Source organism: Salmonella sp. NW177 (genome assembly GCF_051811585.1).
Taxonomy (GTDB): Bacteria; Pseudomonadota; Gammaproteobacteria; order Enterobacterales; family Enterobacteriaceae; genus Salmonella; species Salmonella enterica.
Genome location: NZ_JAMMZV010000008.1, coordinates 26,968 through 45,195 on the forward strand (window position 1 = coordinate 26,968; position 18,228 = coordinate 45,195).

The 18,228-nt window shown below is 52.7% G+C and carries 14 protein-coding genes; 5 read left to right on the forward strand and 9 right to left on the reverse strand.

The window, feature by feature from the left end; translation table 11 throughout:
* Window positions 1–28: 28 nt before the first annotated feature.
* The 8 genes from rseP to rpsB all read right to left on the reverse strand — a co-directional run bounded on the left by rseP (window position 29) and on the right by rpsB (window position 8,080).
* A complete protein-coding gene (gene rseP / locus NA986_RS19970) occupies window positions 29–1,381 on the reverse strand; it encodes a sigma E protease regulator RseP (protein ID WP_000949017.1) in 1,353 nt (450 codons plus the stop codon).
* Window positions 1,382–1,392: 11 nt separating this feature from the next.
* A complete protein-coding gene (gene cdsA / locus NA986_RS19975; RefSeq protein WP_000922422.1) occupies window positions 1,393–2,250 on the reverse strand; it encodes a phosphatidate cytidylyltransferase in 858 nt (285 codons plus the stop codon).
* Between the two features lie 12 nt (window positions 2,251–2,262).
* Window positions 2,263–3,021, reverse strand: coding sequence for a (2E,6E)-farnesyl-diphosphate-specific ditrans,polycis-undecaprenyl-diphosphate synthase (gene ispU, locus NA986_RS19980; protein ID WP_000947413.1), 759 nt, complete (start codon window positions 3,019–3,021; stop codon window positions 2,263–2,265).
* A gap of 312 nt (window positions 3,022–3,333) precedes the next feature.
* On the reverse strand, window positions 3,334–4,530 hold the full coding sequence (ispC, locus tag NA986_RS19985) for a 1-deoxy-D-xylulose-5-phosphate reductoisomerase (protein WP_000811905.1): 1,197 nt from the start codon (window positions 4,528–4,530) through the stop codon (window positions 3,334–3,336).
* Between the two features lie 141 nt (window positions 4,531–4,671).
* Complete coding sequence (gene frr, locus NA986_RS19990; protein WP_000622423.1) at window positions 4,672–5,229, reverse strand: ribosome recycling factor; 558 nt, start codon at window positions 5,227–5,229, stop codon at window positions 4,672–4,674.
* A 146-nt stretch (window positions 5,230–5,375) separates the two neighbouring features.
* Complete coding sequence (gene pyrH, locus NA986_RS19995; RefSeq protein ID WP_000224567.1) at window positions 5,376–6,101, reverse strand: UMP kinase; 726 nt, start codon at window positions 6,099–6,101, stop codon at window positions 5,376–5,378.
* Window positions 6,102–6,245: 144 nt separating this feature from the next.
* Window positions 6,246–7,097: a translation elongation factor Ts gene (gene tsf, locus NA986_RS20000; RefSeq protein WP_000808106.1), complete on the reverse strand. Its 852-nt coding sequence runs from the start codon at window positions 7,095–7,097 to the stop codon at window positions 6,246–6,248.
* Between the two features lie 257 nt (window positions 7,098–7,354).
* Window positions 7,355–8,080 carry a 30S ribosomal protein S2 gene (gene rpsB / locus NA986_RS20005; protein WP_000246886.1) on the reverse strand — a complete coding sequence of 242 codons (726 nt, stop codon included), beginning with the start codon at window positions 8,078–8,080 and terminating at the stop codon, window positions 7,355–7,357.
* 450 nt (window positions 8,081–8,530) lie between these two features.
* On the opposite strand from rpsB, the gene map reads away from it, so the two are divergent.
* From map to dapD, 3 genes are all read left to right on the forward strand, one after another.
* Window positions 8,531–9,325 (forward strand): type I methionyl aminopeptidase, encoded by a 795-nt coding sequence (gene map / locus NA986_RS20010; RefSeq protein WP_001018214.1) that lies wholly within the window; start codon window positions 8,531–8,533, stop codon window positions 9,323–9,325.
* Window positions 9,326–9,562: 237 nt separating this feature from the next.
* On the forward strand, window positions 9,563–12,235 hold the full coding sequence (gene glnD / locus NA986_RS20015) for a bifunctional uridylyltransferase/uridylyl-removing protein GlnD (RefSeq protein WP_001094523.1): 2,673 nt from the start codon (window positions 9,563–9,565) through the stop codon (window positions 12,233–12,235).
* A 29-nt stretch (window positions 12,236–12,264) separates the two neighbouring features.
* Window positions 12,265–13,089 carry a 2,3,4,5-tetrahydropyridine-2,6-dicarboxylate N-succinyltransferase gene (gene dapD, locus NA986_RS20020; RefSeq protein WP_001186673.1) on the forward strand — a complete coding sequence of 275 codons (825 nt, stop codon included), beginning with the start codon at window positions 12,265–12,267 and terminating at the stop codon, window positions 13,087–13,089.
* 36 nt (window positions 13,090–13,125) lie between these two features.
* Here the strand turns inward: dapD and NA986_RS20025 are convergent, their stop codons facing one another.
* Window positions 13,126–14,427 carry an MFS transporter gene (locus tag NA986_RS20025; RefSeq protein ID WP_023215877.1) on the reverse strand — a complete coding sequence of 434 codons (1,302 nt, stop codon included), beginning with the start codon at window positions 14,425–14,427 and terminating at the stop codon, window positions 13,126–13,128.
* A gap of 246 nt (window positions 14,428–14,673) precedes the next feature.
* On the opposite strand from NA986_RS20025, the gene NA986_RS20030 reads away from it, so the two are divergent.
* On the forward strand, window positions 14,674–15,060 hold the full coding sequence (locus NA986_RS20030) for a DUF3461 family protein (RefSeq protein WP_000272193.1): 387 nt from the start codon (window positions 14,674–14,676) through the stop codon (window positions 15,058–15,060).
* Between the two features lie 185 nt (window positions 15,061–15,245).
* Window positions 15,246–18,215 carry a putative mucin/carbohydrate-binding domain-containing protein gene (locus NA986_RS20035; RefSeq protein ID WP_023215876.1) on the forward strand — a complete coding sequence of 990 codons (2,970 nt, stop codon included), beginning with the start codon at window positions 15,246–15,248 and terminating at the stop codon, window positions 18,213–18,215.
* Window positions 18,216–18,228: the final 13 nt, after the last annotated feature.

The following is an 18,228-nucleotide window of genomic DNA, read 5'->3' on the forward strand; positions in this document are numbered from 1 at the left end:
TATTATGCGTTCTTCCTAACTAACTCTCTTACAACCGAGAGAAATCATTGAAAAGTGCAAGCCCCATTAACAACACCAGCAAAATCGAGCCAATGCGATAACTAAAGTCTTGAACCCGCTCGGATACCGGCCCGCCCTTAAGCTTTTCAATCGCCAGGAACAGCAGATGACCCCCGTCAAGAACGGGCAGCGGAAACAGGTTGATTATCCCTAAGTTCACGCTGATTAGCGCAAGGAACATCAGGTAATAAATCACCCCGAACTCCGCTGACATCCCAGCCCCCTGAGCGATAGAAATCGGCCCACTGAGGTTGTTCAGTTTCACATCACCGGTTATCAATTTACCCAGCATACTGACCGTCAGCTTCATCAACTGCCACGTCTTATCCGTGGCTTCGAGGATGGCGCTAAAAGGCCCATACTGGCGTATAGTCTTGTACTCTTCCGGCAGAGGAATAATTTTAGGCACCACGCCTGCAAACCCTTCCGCCTTTCCGTTAACCGATTTCGTATCCGGCGTTAACGTCAACGACAAGGCGCTCCCCTGCCTTTCAATCTCTAACGCTAACGGCTTACCGGGATTATCGCGTACAAACGTCACGAATTTCATCCACTGCGTTAACGGCTGACCATCGACTTTAACGATCCTGTCGCCCGCTTGCAAACCCGCTTTACTGGCTGCGGAATTCGCCTGCACTTCTGACAGTACCGGTTCAATCTGTGGCCCGCGGGGCCGAATCCCTAAAGAAGATACAGGATCTTGCTTATCAGGCTCAAATGCCCAGTGACGTAAATCAAGCGTTTTGTCCTGCCGCTGGTCGCTACCAAACGGCGCGACGCTCACCGTCGTCTGCTGATCGCCAATTTTGGACACCAGTTGTAAACGCACGGCATCCCAATCAGGGGTTTCGATACCATCAACGGCTTTAAGTTCCGTACCAGGCGCAATTTGCGCCTGCGCAGCAATCGAGTTGGGCGTTATTTCGCCAATGACCGGACGAACGCCAGGGACGCCGATGATAAAGACCAGCCAGTAAGCAAAGATAGCAAAAATGAAGTTCGCAACCGGACCTGCGGCAATAATTGCGGCGCGCTGGCCCACCGTTTTGTTATTGAAGGCGTGACGACGCAATTCCGGCGCTACCGGTTCGGCGCGCTCATCCAGCATTTTGACGTAGCCGCCCAGCGGGATCAGGGCGATGACATACTCGGTGCCGTACCGATCGGTACGACGCCAGAGCGCTTTGCCAAAACCGATGGAAAAGCGCTCAACTCGCACACCGCAGCGCCGGGCAACCCAGAAATGACCAAATTCATGCACAGTGATCAGCACGCCCAGTGCGATGATGAATGCAGCCAGATTCCAGAGAATACTCAGCATAAAACCTTCCGTTAGAGCGTCCTGAACACCAGTAACAACAGGCAAGCAAAGACCGGTACGGCAGCCGTCAGGCTGTCAATTCGGTCCAGAATGCCGCCATGGCCTGGAATCAAGTGGCCGCTATCCTTAATTCCTGCTTCGCGCTTAAACATACTCTCGGTGAGGTCGCCCAGTACAGAAGCCAGAGCCGCCACTACAGAGCAAATCAGCAAGATAACAGGCGCAACATTCAGATTCGCCCACATACCGTAACCCCATGAGATCACGGCAGCCGTAGCAAGCCCGCCGATAAACCCTTGCCAGGTTTTACCCGGGGAAACCTTCGGCGCCAGCTTATGTTTGCCAAATAATTTACCAAACATATACGCGCCAGAGTCCGCTCCCCAGACCAGGATCATGACATAGAGTAGCCATATTGCGCCACTGTAATGATTCTCGTCATAGTGCCAGGCGCGCAGCGCCAGCATGCCCCAGAAAAATGGCACGATAGTTAACAAACCGAAAATGAGACGCAATGTTTTTGAGTTGCGCCAGATTGCCGCCGAACCGGGATAAAATAGCACCAGCAGTAGCGCGACAACCCACCATCCTAACGATGCCCAAAGCGACATCTCAACCAGCGGTTGACGAATGTTGTGATGATACTCAGGCAACAAAAATAGCATCAGCGCCAATAACAGACCACACAGCACCGCCAGCCAAACCCGCTGTGAACGCGCGGCGAAACCGCTTAACTGTCCCCATTCCCACGCGGCCAGCATACAGACAACCAGCGTAATAATGGCGAACCCCACCGGCGGCAATAAAAAAAGCGCAGCGATGACCGCGGGTATTAACACAAAAGCAGAAATCAGGCGATACTTCAGCAAAAGCAACCCCCATCAGGCTTTGTCATCACCAGGCTCGGTACCGCCGAAACGACGCTCTCGATTAGCAAAGGCATGCAGCGCACCTTCAAAGTCTTGTTCATCGAAATCGGGCCAAAGAACATCCGTAAAGTAAAGTTCGGCATAGGCAATTTGCCAAAGCAAAAAGTTACTAATGCGATGCTCTCCCCCAGTCCTAATTACTAAATCCACAGGCGCCAGCTCATGCATACAGATTTGCTGGCCTAGTCTCTCTTCATCAATCTGATCGGGGCGCAGCACTCCAGCCTGCACCTGTTCCGCCAGTTGTCGGACTCCCTGGACAATATCCCAACGTCCGCCGTAATTCGCAGCAATATTCAGCGTTAGACCCGTATTATGGGCGGTAAGCGCTTCTGATTTGCGAATACGTTCTTGTAAACGTGAGTTGAATCGACTGATATCGCCGATAATACGCAGGCGAACGTTATGGCGGTGCAGGCTTTTGACTTCGCTATCCAGCGCCCACACAAACAGCTCCATTAACGCGCTCACTTCCTGCGCCGGTCGGTTCCAGTTTTCACTACTAAAGGCATACAGCGTTAACGCATCAATACCGTTATTGGCAGCAAAAGAGACCGCTCGCCGGACGGACTTCGCCCCGGCTTTATGCCCAAAGGCCCGGATCTTCCCTTGCTTTTTCGCCCAGCGACCATTGCCATCCATAATTATTGCAACATGACGGCAGCCATGCGCTGGCAAATTTTCGCTTACTGGTTGAGTTGCAGACAACATAACGCGTTTTTTGTCCCTGAAAGGATTTAGCGGTACTCAGGAATACTGAAGCCTTTATACACATTCTCTTCGATTCGCTTCGCGGATGACTGCGCGTCATCGCCCCTGTCGTGCGCTGTCTGCGCACGCCGGGAACGTATTCGCCTGCCGTCCCGATGCGTCCTGAATGATTTTGTGTATCCACAAAAAAGCCGTGTAAAACCACGGCTAACCTGACCGAAAAAAGCCAAAAACCTGCGATCAGGTGGCGCAGACTATATCACCGAAGCCCAACGCTAACAAATAGCACGATCTTCTGTCGCGGGATAATCGTCAGCGTGAGAGCCGTATCACTTGTTTTCTGGCTACTTCACGCGCGATGGCGTCAACCTGCAATACGTCCTCAACGCTTGCCGGTTCCTGTAAATCCATCCTCTCCAGCACCGCTAAATTGAGCCCGGCGATATCGGTAAAACGAATCTGTTGCGCCAGAAACGCGGCAACGGTGATTTCGTTTGCCGCATTGAGCGCCGTCGTTGCCGCCTGACCTTGCTCAAACGCCTCCATCGCCAGCTTCAGGCATGGATAACGCTGATAATCTGGCGCGCTAAACGTCAGCGCGCTGAGTTTGCAAAAATCAAGCGGCTGCGCGCCGGACGTGACGCGATTCGGCCATGCCATCGTATGCGCAATAGGCGTACGCATGTCAGGTTCTCCAAGCTGCGCCAGGACGCTGCCGTCCTGATAACGCACCATCGAATGAATGACCGATTGCGGATGGATCAACACTTCCATCTGACGTGCGCTGGCATTAAATAACCAACGCGCTTCAATGTATTCCAGACCTTTATTCATCATGGTGGCGGAGTCGACGGAGATTTTTCGCCCCATCGACCAGTTCGGATGACGACATGCCTGATCCGGCGTCATCGCTGCCAGATCGCACATTGGCGTTTCACGAAACGGGCCACCAGACCCGGTAAGCAAAATCGACGTTACGCCATTTTGCTCAAGGTCAGCGTATCCCAGATTATGCTGAATAGATTGCGGCAAACTCTGAAAAATCGCGTTATGTTCGCTATCGACGGGTAAAAGCCGGGCGTTGCTGCGTTTTACTTCGTCCATAAACAGCCGCCCGCAGGTCACCAGCGATTCTTTATTCGCCAGCAGAATCGTCTTCCCTGCGCGAATCGCCGCCAGGGTCGGCAGTAAACCAGCCGCGCCCACAATGGCCGCCATCACATGCCCGACCTCATCAAGCGCCGCCATCTCACAGGCAGCCTGCTGACCGCTCAGAACCTCGGTGCGGCTGCCATGCTGCTGAAGCATTATTTTGAGCTGTTCTGCGCTCGACGTATCGTCCATCACGGCATAACGCGGCGAGAACTCCAGGCACTGCTCCGCCATGCGGGCGACATTTTTACCCGCCACCAGCGCGATAACGCGGAAGCTATCAGGATTATGGCGCACCACGTCCAGTGTGCTGCAACCAATAGAGCCGGTCGAGCCCAGAATGGTTAATTGCTTCATGAAACGTCCAGAAGTGTTGAAACGGAATAAAAAGCAAAACGCCGCACAGGAGACCTGATAATGTCTTCTGCGCGGCGCTTTGTACACCACTCATCCGCCAGGTTTAGCGGTGGAATGAGTTTATATCTGCGTACAGATCAATCAGAACTGCATCAGTTCTGCTTCTTTATCTGCCAACGCCGCATCAACTTTCTTAATTGCCGCGTCGGTCATTTTCTGTACTTCTTCCTGAGAGCGACGATCGTCATCTTCACTGATCGCTTTATCTTTCAGCAGAGCTTTTACTTTATCGTTCGCATCACGGCGGACGTTACGAACGGCGACACGCGCCTGCTCCGCTTCGCCACGGACAATTTTCGTCAGATCTTTACGACGTTCTTCGGTCAGCGGCGGCAGCGGAACGCGAATATCGGTGCCCGCAGAGCTTGGATTCAAACCGAGGTCTGACGCCATGATCGCTTTTTCAACGGCTGGCCCCATAGAACGGTCAAACACGTTAATTTTTAAGGTACGGGAGTCTTCTACCGTTACGCTTGCCAACTGGCGCAGCGGGGTCGGAGTGCCATAGTATTCTACGACAATACCATCCAGCAGGCTGGGAGAAGCACGACCCGTGCGCACTTTGCTGATTTGGGTTTTGAACGCTTCAACGCATTTTTCCATGCGTACTTCAGCATCTTTTCTGATATCGCTAATCACGTTACGAATCCTTGAAAACTAGTCTCAGTCAGACCAGACGGTCACACAATACAAAGATGTGCTAAGTATAGTCTCGTTTAATTTCTGCCAGGTAATAAGACCCGTCAATAGAACAGAATCTTACCCGTATTTGGCGCTCACGGGAATTATTCCGTGATTAACGTCCCTTCTTTTTCGCCCATCACCACACGACGCAGCGCGCCTGGTTTGTTCATGTTGAAAACACGAATCGGCAGTTTGTGGTCACGAGCCAGCGTGAACGCCGCCAGATCCATCACTTTCAGCTCTTTATCCAGCACTTCGCTGTAGGTCAGCTGATCGTACATGGTCGCGGAAGGATCTTTTGCCGGATCGGCAGTGAATACGCCATCCACTTTGGTCGCTTTCAGTACGACATCCGCTTCAATTTCGATCCCGCGCAGACAGGCCGCAGAGTCGGTAGTGAAGAACGGGTTACCCGTACCTGCAGACAGAATCACAACACGGTTATTACGCAGCAGGCTAATCGCCTCGGCCCAACTGTAGTTGTCGCACACGCCGTTTAAAGGAATTGCCGACATCAGGCGGGCGTTCACATAGGCGCGGTGAAGCGCATCACGCATTGCCAGGCCGTTCATGACGGTGGCCAACATGCCCATGTGGTCGCCCACAACGCGGTTCATCCCCGCTTTTGCCAGACCCGCGCCACGGAACAGGTTACCACCGCCAATCACCACACCAACCTGAATACCCAGTTCAACCAGTTCTTTGATCTCCTGAGCCATACGATCCAGTATGCTTGCATCAATACCGAAGCCTTCCGTACCCTGCAGAGCTTCGCCGCTTAATTTAAGCAGAATGCGTTTATAGACGGGTTTTGCATTGGTAGCCATGTTTCTTTCCTGAGACTGTCAACGATTGATATGAGTTAATTCCGGCGACATTGTACGTCGCATTTCAGCGCAGACGCCAGGCGTCGGCTGATTTTACAAGAGAGGCGCAAAAAGAAGCCGCCCTCAGGCGGCTCCTCAGGAAAATCAGGACTGCTTAGACATCGCAGCAACTTCTGCTGCAAAGTCAGTCTCGACTTTCTCAATGCCTTCGCCCACTTCAAAGCGGATGAAGCCAGTCACGTCAGCGTTGTGCTCTTTCAGCAGTTGGCCAACAGATTTGCTCGGTTCCATGACGAAAGGCTGACCAGTCAGAGAAACTTCGCCGGTGAATTTCTTCATGCGGCCTTCAACCATTTTCTCTGCGATTTCTTTCGGCTTACCGGACTGCATCGCGATGTCCAGCTGTACCTGGTACTCTTTCTCTACCACGTCAGCAGACACGTCTTCCGGCTTAACAAATTCCGGCTTGCTTGCCGCAACGTGCATCGCCAGCTGCTTAACCAGCTCTTCGTCAGCGCCTTTAGCGGCAACCAGAACGCCGATGCGCGCACCGTGCTGGTAAGAACCCAGAACGTCGCCTTCCAGGGAAGCGACGCGACGAATGTTGATGTTCTCGCCAATTTTCGCTACCAGAGCAACGCGCTCTTCTTCGAACTGTGCTTTCAGAACTTCTACGTCAGTGATTTTGCCAGCAACAGCGGCGTCCAGCACTTTGTCAGCAAATGCCTGGAAGCCAGCATCTTTAGCCACGAAGTCAGTCTGGCAGTTAACTTCCAGAATGAAAGCGACGTTGCCGTCGATTTTGGTTTTGATTACGCCGTCAGCAGCCACGTTGCCTGCTTTTTTCGCCGCTTTGATAGCGCCGGACTTACGCATGTTTTCGATTGCCAGCTCAATGTCGCCATTCGCTTCAGTCAGCGCTTTTTTGCAATCCATCATGCCTGCGCCGGTACGCTCACGCAGCTCTTTTACCAGGGATGCGGTAATTTCAGCCATTCTAAAATCCTCGAAAGATTTGATCTGCCCGGCATCAAACCGCACAGATATAAAAGTGAAAAAGGGGGCCATATACAGGCCCCCTAACCAAACGTGATACTACCTGGTCTATAAGGGCTCTCCCCTTCATATTTCGAGCCGCAGGCGCGTTGCCTTCACTCGCTCATCCCGGTCACTTACTGATGTAAGCCCCCGGGAATTCTCGAGCTTGCCGCCTTCCTGCAACTCGAACTATTTTAGGGAGTTATCAAGCCTTATTACTCGGCTTCTACGAAGCTTTCTTCCGCCTGGGAAGCCAGATCCTGAGAACGGCCTTCACGAACGGTTGCAGCGACAGCGCCCAGGTACAGGCTAACAGCACGGATTGCGTCATCGTTACCCGGGATAACGAAGTCAACGCCGTCCGGATCAGAGTTGGTATCAACGATAGCAAATACCGGGATACCCAGGTTGTTCGCTTCTTTGATAGCAATGTGCTCGTGGTCAGCATCGATAACGAACAGAGCGTCCGGCAGACCGCCCATGTCTTTGATACCGCCCAGGCTGTTTTCCAGTTTCTCAAGCTCACGAGTACGCATCAGCGCTTCTTTCTTGGTCAGCTTTTCGAAAGTACCGTCCTGAGACTGAGTTTCCAGGTCTTTCAGACGTTTGATGGACTGACGAACTGTTTTCCAGTTAGTCAGCATACCGCCCAGCCAGCGATGGTTCACGAAGAACTGGTCGCAGCTGTTAGCAGCTTCTTTCACCGCTTCGCTTGCAGCGCGTTTAGTACCAACGAAAAGGATTTTACCTTTACGAGCAGAGATCTTGTTCAGTTCAGCCAGAGCTTCGTTGAACATCGGTACAGTTTTCTCAAGGTTGATGATGTGAACTTTGTTACGCGCGCCGAAGATGAAAGGCTTCATTTTCGGGTTCCAGTAACGGGTCTGGTGACCAAAGTGAACACCAGCCTTGAGCATGTCGCGCATGGAAACAGTTGCCATGATTTAAAACCTCTATAGATTAAGTTGGGGTTATGCCTCCACGTATCCCATATTACCGACCCCAAAGGGCACCCCGGAATATGTGCCGATACGTGTGTGTTGTTACACAAAGTGAGATTTGTCGCTCCCGTCCATCGTGTGTAGTCTTCGAATGGATCGGAAGTCCGGCGCGCTTTATACCACAAATACGCCACCGACACCAATAATTGTTGGCACTCAATGCTGAATTGAACGATGAATTTCGTGTTACAGGCAGGCGGCAAATTTTTGCATCCCCTGGAGCTTACGGCCAATAAGTGACTGGGGTGAAAAAATGTCGCCAACGCACCTGTGGCACGAAAGGCGAAGTTCAGAATGATTCTCAATTTGGCAGGGTACACCCCTGACTGATACCATTGTCAGCACTTACACAATTATTGCCGAAATCATCGGCACTGATGGACAGAATTCATGGCTATCTCTATCAAGACATCTGAAGACATCGAAAAAATGCGCGTCGCGGGCCGTCTGGCAGCCGAAGTGCTGGAAATGATCGAACCGTATATCAAACCGGGCGTCACCACCGGCGAACTGGACCGTATCTGTAACGATTACATCGTTAACGAACAACACGCGATCTCCGCCTGCCTCGGCTACCACGGCTATCCGAAATCCGTCTGTATCTCTATTAATGAAGTGGTGTGCCACGGCATTCCGGATGACGCGAAACATCTGAAAGATGGTGATATCGTCAACATCGACGTGACCGTGATTAAAGATGAATTCCACGGCGATACCTCGAAGATGTTTATCGTCGGCAAACCGACCATTCTGGGCGAGCGTCTGTGCCGCGTCACGCAAGAGAGCCTGTATCTGGGCATCAAAATGGTGAAACCGGGCATCCGCCTGCGCACCATTGGCGCCGCCATCCAGAAATATGCCGAAGGCGAAGGTTTCTCCGTGGTACGTGAATACTGCGGACACGGTATTGGTCGCGGCTTCCATGAAGAACCGCAGGTGCTGCATTATGATGCAGACGATGGCGGCGTCGTGTTGCAGCCTGGCATGACCTTTACCATTGAACCGATGCTGAACGCCGGGGATTACCGTATCCGCACCATGAAAGACGGCTGGACGGTAAAAACCAAAGACCGCAGCTTGTCTGCTCAGTACGAGCATACTATTGTGGTAACGGAAAACGGCTGTGAAATTCTGACGCTGCGTAAAGATGACACCATCCCGGCGATCATCACACACGACGAATAATGTTTTGCCTGATGGCGATGCCTTCGCATCTTATCAGGCCTACAAATTACACCTTTACTCAAAATCATTCGAGTTGCCTCAAGGCGGCAAGAGAGTGAATCTTCAGGAGCGTACATAAGTACGTGACTGGAGTGAACGAGCGCAGCCAACGTAGAAGCAACGTGAAGGATGAAGAGTAAATACGTAGGCCGGATAAGGCGTTCACGCCACCATCCGGCTTTTTAATGGGTGGCGCATATGAATACTCTTCCTGAACAGCACGCGAATACCGCACTCCCCACCCTCCCTGACCAGCCGCAAAACCCTGGCGTCTGGCCGCGCGCTGAACTGACCGTCGCCGGTATCAAAGCCCGCATCGACATCTTTCAACACTGGCTGGGAGAGGCATTTGACAGCGGCATTTGTGCTGAACAGCTTATTGAAGCCCGAACCGAATTTATCGACCAGTTATTGCAACGCCTGTGGATTGAGGCCGGTTTCGGTCAGATTGCCGATCTGGCGCTGGTCGCCGTCGGCGGCTATGGACGCGGCGAACTGCATCCGCTTTCCGATATTGATCTGCTCATTTTAAGCCGCAAAAAGCTGCCCGATGAACAGGCGCAAAAGGTCGGCGAGCTGCTGACTTTATTATGGGACGTCAAGCTGGATGTCGGGCATAGCGTACGTACGCTGGAAGAGTGTCTGCTGGAAGGTCTGTCTGATTTAACCGTTGCGACAAACCTCATCGAAACGCGCCTGCTGATCGGTGATGTCGCTCTGTTTCTGGCACTGCAAAAACATATTTTCAGCGAAGGTTTTTGGCCGTCCGACAAATTTTACGCCGCCAAAGTAGAAGAGCAGAACCAGCGCCACCAGCGCTATCACGGCACCAGCTATAATCTGGAGCCGGATATTAAAAGCAGCCCCGGCGGCCTGCGCGATATCCATACGTTACAGTGGGTCGCCCGACGTCACTTCGGCGCTACCTCGCTCGATGAGATGGTGGGATTCGGCTTTTTAACCCCGGCTGAGCGCGCGGAGCTCAACGAATGCCTGCATATCCTGTGGCGCATTCGCTTTGCGCTACATCTGGTGGTCAGCCGCTACGATAACCGCCTGCTGTTCGACCGCCAGTTAAGCGTCGCTCAACGCCTTAACTACAGCGGCGAGGGCAATGATCCGGTTGAGCGGATGATGAAAGACTACTTCCGGGTTACGCGTCGGGTGAGCGAACTTAATCAGATGCTGCTTCAGCTATTTGACGAGGCGATTCTGGCGCTACCTGCGGATGAAAAACCACGTCCTGTTGACGATGAGTTTCAACTGCGCGGCACGCTCATTGATCTGCGTGACGACACGCTGTTTATCCGCGAACCGCAAGCGATCCTGCGGATGTTTTATATGATGGTGCGCAATAGCGCGATCACCGGCATCTACTCTACGACGTTACGCCATTTGCGCCACGCCCGCCGCCACCTGAGCCAACCGCTGTGTTACATCCCGGAGGCGCGCACTCTGTTTCTGAGTATGCTACGCCATCCCGGCGCGGTCAGCCGCGGCCTGCTGCCCATGCATCGCCACAGCGTACTGTGGGCTTATATGCCGCAGTGGTCGCACATCGTCGGACAAATGCAGTTTGACCTGTTCCACGCATACACGGTGGATGAACACACCATCCGCGTAATGCTCAAACTGGAGAGCTTTGCGAAAGAAGAGACGCGCCAGCGCCATCCGCTATGCGTCGATCTCTGGCCGCGGCTTCCCCATCCGGAACTGATCCTGATCGCCGCGCTGTTCCACGATATTGCGAAAGGACGCGGCGGCGACCATTCGGTACTGGGCGCGCAGGATGTACTCACCTTCGCCGAACTGCACGGTTTGAACTCACGCGAAACGCAACTGGTCGCCTGGCTGGTGCGCCAACACCTGCTGATGTCAGTCACCGCCCAGCGCCGCGACATCCAGGATCCGGAAGTCATCAAGCAGTTCGCCGAAGAGGTGCAAACCGAAACACGGCTGCGTTTTCTGGTCTGCCTGACCGTCGCGGACATCTGCGCGACCAACGAAACCTTGTGGAATAGCTGGAAACAGAGCCTGTTGCGCGAGCTGTACTTCGCCACTGAAAAACAGCTCAGGCGTGGAATGCAAAATACGCCGGATATGCGTGAGCGCGTGCGTCACCATCAGCTTCAGGCGCTGGCGCTGCTGCGAATGGACAATATTGATGAAGCCGCGCTGCATAAAATCTGGACTCGCTGTCGCGCTAACTATTTTGTTCGTCATAGTCCAAATCAGCTCGCCTGGCACGCACGCCATTTATTGCAGCACGATCTGAGCCAACCGTTAGTGTTGCTCAGTCCGCAGGCCACGCGCGGCGGAACCGAAATTTTTATCTGGAGTCCGGACAGACCCTATCTGTTTGCCGCCGTCTGCGCCGAGCTGGACAGGCGTAATTTAAGCGTCCATGACGCGCAGATCTTTACCACTCGCGACGGCATGGCAATGGATACGTTTATCGTTCTGGAACCAGACGGCAGCCCGCTGGCGGCGGATCGCCATGACGTTATTCGCACCGGTCTTGAACAAACCATTACGCAGCGTAGCTGGCAGCCGCCGCAGCCGCGTCGGCAACCGGCAAAGTTACGGCACTTTACGGTCGAAACGGAAGTCAATTTTCTGCCCACCCATACCGACAGAAAATCATTCATGGAATTGATCGCGCTCGATCAACCTGGTCTGCTGGCCAGGGTCGGACAAATTTTTGCCGATCTGGGAATTTCGCTTCATGGCGCCCGAATTACAACCATTGGTGAACGAGTAGAAGATTTATTCATAATCGCCACAGCGGATCGGCGCGCACTTAATAATGTGCTGCAACTTGAGGTGCAACAACGGTTGACAGCGGCCCTCAATCCAAACGATAAAGGGTAGTGTGTTTATTTATATGAAAGAGTTTAACAATGCAGCAGTTACAGAACGTTATTGAGACCGCTTTTGAGCGCCGCGCCGATATTACGCCGGCTAATGTAGATACCGTGACCCGAGAGGCGGTAAACCAGGTCATTTCTCTACTTGATTCCGGCGCGCTGCGTGTCGCAGAAAAAATCGACGGTCAGTGGGTCACTCACCAGTGGCTGAAGAAAGCGGTTCTGCTCTCTTTCCGTATTAACGATAACCAGGTTATCGACGGTGCGGAAAGCCGCTACTTCGATAAAGTCCCGATGAAATTCGCTGATTACGACGAAGCGCGTTTTCAGAAAGAAGGCTTCCGCGTCGTTCCGCCTGCGGCCGTTCGTCAGGGCGCATTTATCGCCCGCAACACCGTGTTGATGCCGTCTTACGTTAACATCGGCGCCTACGTTGACGAAGGCACCATGGTTGACACCTGGGCGACGGTGGGTTCCTGCGCGCAGATTGGTAAAAATGTTCACCTTTCCGGCGGCGTGGGTATCGGCGGCGTACTGGAGCCGCTGCAGGCTAACCCGACCATCATTGAAGACAACTGCTTTATTGGCGCGCGTTCTGAAGTCGTGGAGGGCGTCATTGTCGAAGAAGGTTCCGTCATTTCCATGGGCGTATACCTCGGCCAGAGCACCAAAATCTACGATCGCGAAACCGGTGAAGTTCACTATGGCCGCGTACCGGCGGGCTCCGTGGTCGTTTCCGGCAACCTGCCGTCAAAAGACGGCAAGTACAGTCTGTACTGCGCGGTGATCGTGAAAAAAGTCGACGCCAAAACGCGTGGTAAAGTGGGCATTAACGAATTATTGCGCACTATTGATTAAGCGAGTGAAAAGCGGGGGCGACAGCCCCCCTTTGCATTACGGCGAATGCGGTAACACGGTTTCCGGCGCAATCTTTGCCGCAAACGCCGAAGCCAGCGCAGTCAAAACGACATAACCGGCAACCAACGTCCAACTGTTATCATAGACTGCGCTTAACGCTTTAGCGATAAACGGCGTGAATCCCCCTGCCACAACCGCCCCCAACTGAGCGCCAATTGATGAACCGCTGTAGCGTACAGGCGGATGAAACAGTCCGGCGAAAAAAGAAGGTTGCACGGCATTCAGTGAATTATGACCAATGTTAATAAGCAGAACGTAGCCCATTGTCATCAGTATGAGCGAACGGCTTTCCAGCAGCCAGAAAAAGGGAAAAGCCATTGCCGCGACAAAAAGCGCGCCGAAAATATACACCTGACGGCAGCCACGCCGATCCGACATGATGCCAAATAGCACGTGCATGGGATACGCCAGTAGACAGGTGAACATTACAATGTACAGAATAGTCAGGCTGGCAATCCCAAGCTGCGTTGTCGCCCAGGAAACCGCGAAGACGGTAGCAAGAAAAAAGGGAACGCTTTCCGCAAAACGCAGAATTATAATCAGCAAAATGCTACGCCATTGTTCTCGTACTACTTTGACCACCGGCCTTTCTTCTCTTTGCTGCCTATGATTAATGGCCTGCTGCTTTTTAAACGCACGGAAGACAGGCGTCTCATCCAGACGATGACGCATATATAATCCAGGCAGCACCAAAAGCGCACTGAGCAGAAAAGGAATACGCCATCCCCACAATAACAACGCCTCCTGCGGTAATTGGGTCACGACTATAAATACGCCTGTCGCCAATAATTGTCCCGTGAGTCCTCCTGTTTGCGATAGCGCGCTTAACCGCCCCCGGTGCTTTCCAGCAGCATATTCCACGACCATCAACATGGCGCCTCCCCATTCGCCTCCAACCATAAATCCCTGTAGAAAACGCAGAATAACCAGTAAAGCAGGCGCCAGCGCGCCAATACTGGCGTAAGAAGGCAGGCAACCGATGAGAAACGTGACCGCGCCCATCCCCCCTAACGTGATTAATAACGTGTTTTTACGCCCAAGCGTATCTCCTCTGTTGCCAAAAAATAGCGCGCCCAGCGGCCGGGAGATAAATCCCACGCCAAAACTGGCAAAAGAAGATAACGTTGCAGTCAATGGGCTGGCGCCAGGGAAAAAAAGCGGGCCAAATACCAGCGCGCTTGCCAGGCCGTATAATAGAAAATCATAATATTCAATGGAGTTTCCTATCCAAGCGGAAACCACCACCCGGCGAATAGTAGCATTATACGTTCCGGACATAGACTCCGCCTCTCAAGGTTATCGACCACTGCCTCCGGTCAATTTCCCACACTGACTTCAAACGCTTTCTCTATAAACGGAATATCACGTTGAATTACTTAAGCTATCAATAACCGCCGCCCTTTTGCTCATTACGTTGCCGAGACGTCTTCTGCGATCAACCGCGCTTTTTTTGTATACACTGGTGGCGAAAAACCAATTTTTCGTTAATTATTCAAAAGTTATAGTGTGATGAAGGATACCGCTATGTATGACAATCTAAAAAGTCTGGGCATTACCAATCCTGAGGAAATCGATCGTTACAGCCTGCGGCAAGAAGCCAATAACGATATCCTGAAAATCTATTTTCAAAAGGATAGAGGTGAATTCTTTGCTAAAAGCGTGAAGTTTAAGTATCCACGCCAACGTAAAACGGTGGTGGCCGATGGCATCGGTCAGGGTTATAAAGAAGTACAGGAGATTAGCCCTAACCTACGCTATGTGATTGACGAGCTGGACCAAATCTGCCAGCGCGACCGCTCAGAACTCGATCTCAAACGTAAGATCCTCGACGACTTGCGCCATCTGGAAAGCGTCGTCGCGAATAAGATCAGTGAAATCGAAGCCGATCTGGACAAGCTTACCCGCAAATAAAAAAGCTGCCGGGGCTTCATTTCGAGCCCCTATCACTCTGCTGCTCCCTCTCATCCGCCTCACGGCTACCGCTATTTTTCATCACTATGCCTCACAGCGGCTCAATACATATCATTTCGTTATCCTGCTGTATTTATTAATAAAAATAAAAAGCTATGTTCATCCTCCCTATTTATGGAGGTTATATGACTCAGGAAATCACGCTAACATGTTATTCGCTGCCTGCGGCCCCCGGACTGGATAACATCAAATTTGAAAAGGGGCGCGAGCACGACCGCCAGGCGCTGGGATTTATTCTGCCAGCGAATACGCAGCTGCAAATCCGCCAGCCAAATAACAACGCCGGTAACGCCAGACTCCGTCTGCTGTGCAATGACTCAGCATGTGAGAAATCGCTTACGCTGAACGGCAACTGGCAAACGATCAGCACAACGGTCGATTCCGTTCCCTTTATTGATACCCTCTTTTTTGCGCAGGGCGGCGAGTTTTCGGTGATCTACCGACAGCCAACCAGCAATAAAAATTTGCCACACTGGCGTAAGGGGCAATCCGAAGACACTTTTTTCCAGACCTGGGAAGAACAGGCGTCGCCTTTTGCCCTGCTGGAACTGGACCGCGTGCGTTTTCTGCTGCCCTGGGCGGATCGCGCTAATGTCATCAACGCCGGTATCACCGCGCTGGATGCGTACTATACGCGAGTGATCGACGCCTATAATGACTGGACTGGTCTCAGCGATAGCCCTGCTTCGCAGCTTAATCAAAATGTCGCTAACCGCTATTTTATTAAAGCGGATAAACACGGCGTCGGCGCGGCTTATTATCTCCCCTGGTGGTGCGCGCAAACGGCTGCAACATTAAGCCAGGGGTGGATCGATAATGTCGCCACGCAGTGGACGATTCTGCATGAAATCGGTCACGGCTATCAGGGCGTCTTTATGAATGACGTCGACCTGCCAGTCGGTGAGGTGTGGAACAACATTTACGCCGCGTTTTTCCAGCAGCTTAACCTGAACCAGGGGAACCATCTTTATACCGACGGCTGGCTCTACAATTACGGACGGCAGTCTGAGCAGGAATTGCAATTCATTACCTATCTGCGGAATCGCACGCCGGTTAGCGCCTGGGGCGTCCGCCCCCGCCTGCAATTTCTGATGCTGATGTTATTTAAAGGCGGAACAGAAGCCTTTCGGGTGTTTAACCAGAACTACCGCGAGCTGGGTGCTGACGAAAACTTTTTGCCCTGCGAGCATCGCCTGACCGATCTGCTGGCGGACGCCATCGCCACAGCCTCAGGTTATGACGTCGCGCCGTTTATTCAGCTGTGCGGCTTACCGATCGATGCGTTCACCCGCGAGCAGATCGCCGCACAGGCGGTAAAACCCGTCTGGCCGCTTTACGATCTGCTGCCGGAGCGCGAATGGGAAAGCGCGCGTCAACAGTTAGGGCTGGACTCCTTTGTCTGGCTGGTTGAAAACGCCGAGCTGGCGGCGCTGAACAAAATGGGAACGCTCACGCTAACGCTGAATATCGATCAGCCGGAGCAACTTTATGGACGCGCCTTAACGCTACACGACAACGTCGGCAGCACGTATACATTGCCCGTCAACGACAGTACGCTCACGTTAACTCACCTGCCCATTGGCATTTACCATCTCACCCTGCCCAAAGGGCGATCGCAGAAATACCGCCCGGACACGGACTATGTGGTTATCCGCGAAGGGGAAAACGCACTTACCGTTAATTTCACCGCCTTGCAGGACAGCGCCGCGCATAACGAGCAGTTGATTTTCCTCGGCTACGGTGACATGCCCTTCGCCCGTTTAGCCGTGGATCATGAGGCCAGACAATTAGTTCTGGATATCACGAACGCCACGCCGCACAGCTACTTCGCGAATACGTTATACGCCAGCATAACGGTGTTAACCGCCAGCGGCGAAAAGGTTTTTGAACGTAAGATGAACGGAACAAAGTGCGCCACCGGAAAAATTGTGGTGCCGTTTAGCGACCACTACCACCTTTATCTTTATCATGCCGAGCCTGGCCGCCTGAAAGCCTCGCCGGGCTATCTGACATTGGTCTCGTCGACGAAATATCAGTTACTGCGTCTTGACAGCGAAGGGCTTTATCATTTTTCGCTCAACAACGATCCTGCCGCAGATCTCCAGGCTATGTTTACCCATCGCGCAGATGCTATCCGCGCCTGCCCTTTATTAATGGCGCAACCTTATGCCGCTTGCAAAAACGATCTCTGGCTGATGCTCTCCCATATTGAAGAGCCGACCCGTAGCGCGTTAATGCGCGACAGCGTTGATGTGCTGCCGACGGATAACAGCGAGCCGGGCGAAGGCATCGGTAAAGGCGTGACGTTGCAGTTACGCGGACAAGGCGACAGAACGTTTTGCCAGCTTGCTTACGATAATCGGCAACAGCGCATGACAATAGAAACACTGGCCGGGCAGCCTCATCCCTACTATACCGCGACATACAGCACGCTCACGGTAAAGGAGGAGTCCGGCGAGGTTATCTATAGCCGTCATTATGATGGCATCACCCACTATTCAGCCGATAGCGATACGGTTGTTTTGCAAGCGGGAATGTACATTGAGCTCTTCCATGACGAACCTTACCGTTGCAGCGCCATCAATGAAACGACCGGGCAAAACGTCACGCTGAAAAAACACAACCGCTGGCGCGTGGTGAGCGATGGGCTGGAGGTCGACTCACCGGAACAAACGGAAGAGAAAAATACCTCCGATGCTGCCGCATTATATGGTGATAAATTCAGCTGGCAGCTTATTGGCAAGGAAGAAAATGGTTTTGCCAGTATGGAAATAGACATCCGTGCGCAACAATTTATCTTTACCGCATACCCAATTGCGCCGCATAGCGACTTCGCAACGGAATATGCGGCAGTGACGATTTATAATACGCGCGGTACGGTGGTTTACCGTCAGTCGATAAAAGGTTCGGTGCAGCTTGGCGGCTATACTGACGTCTGCGGGCTGGATGAGGATTATACGATTGAGGTCTTTCATGCCGAGGGCGCAGACCAGTCGGTTATCCGCACCCCGCTCAATGGCGAAAGCTGGCCGCAGCCGCAATACGTGATCTGGCAGGTCACGGCGCGGGGATTACAGCGCCTGACCACGAATTAACCCCACCCCATCA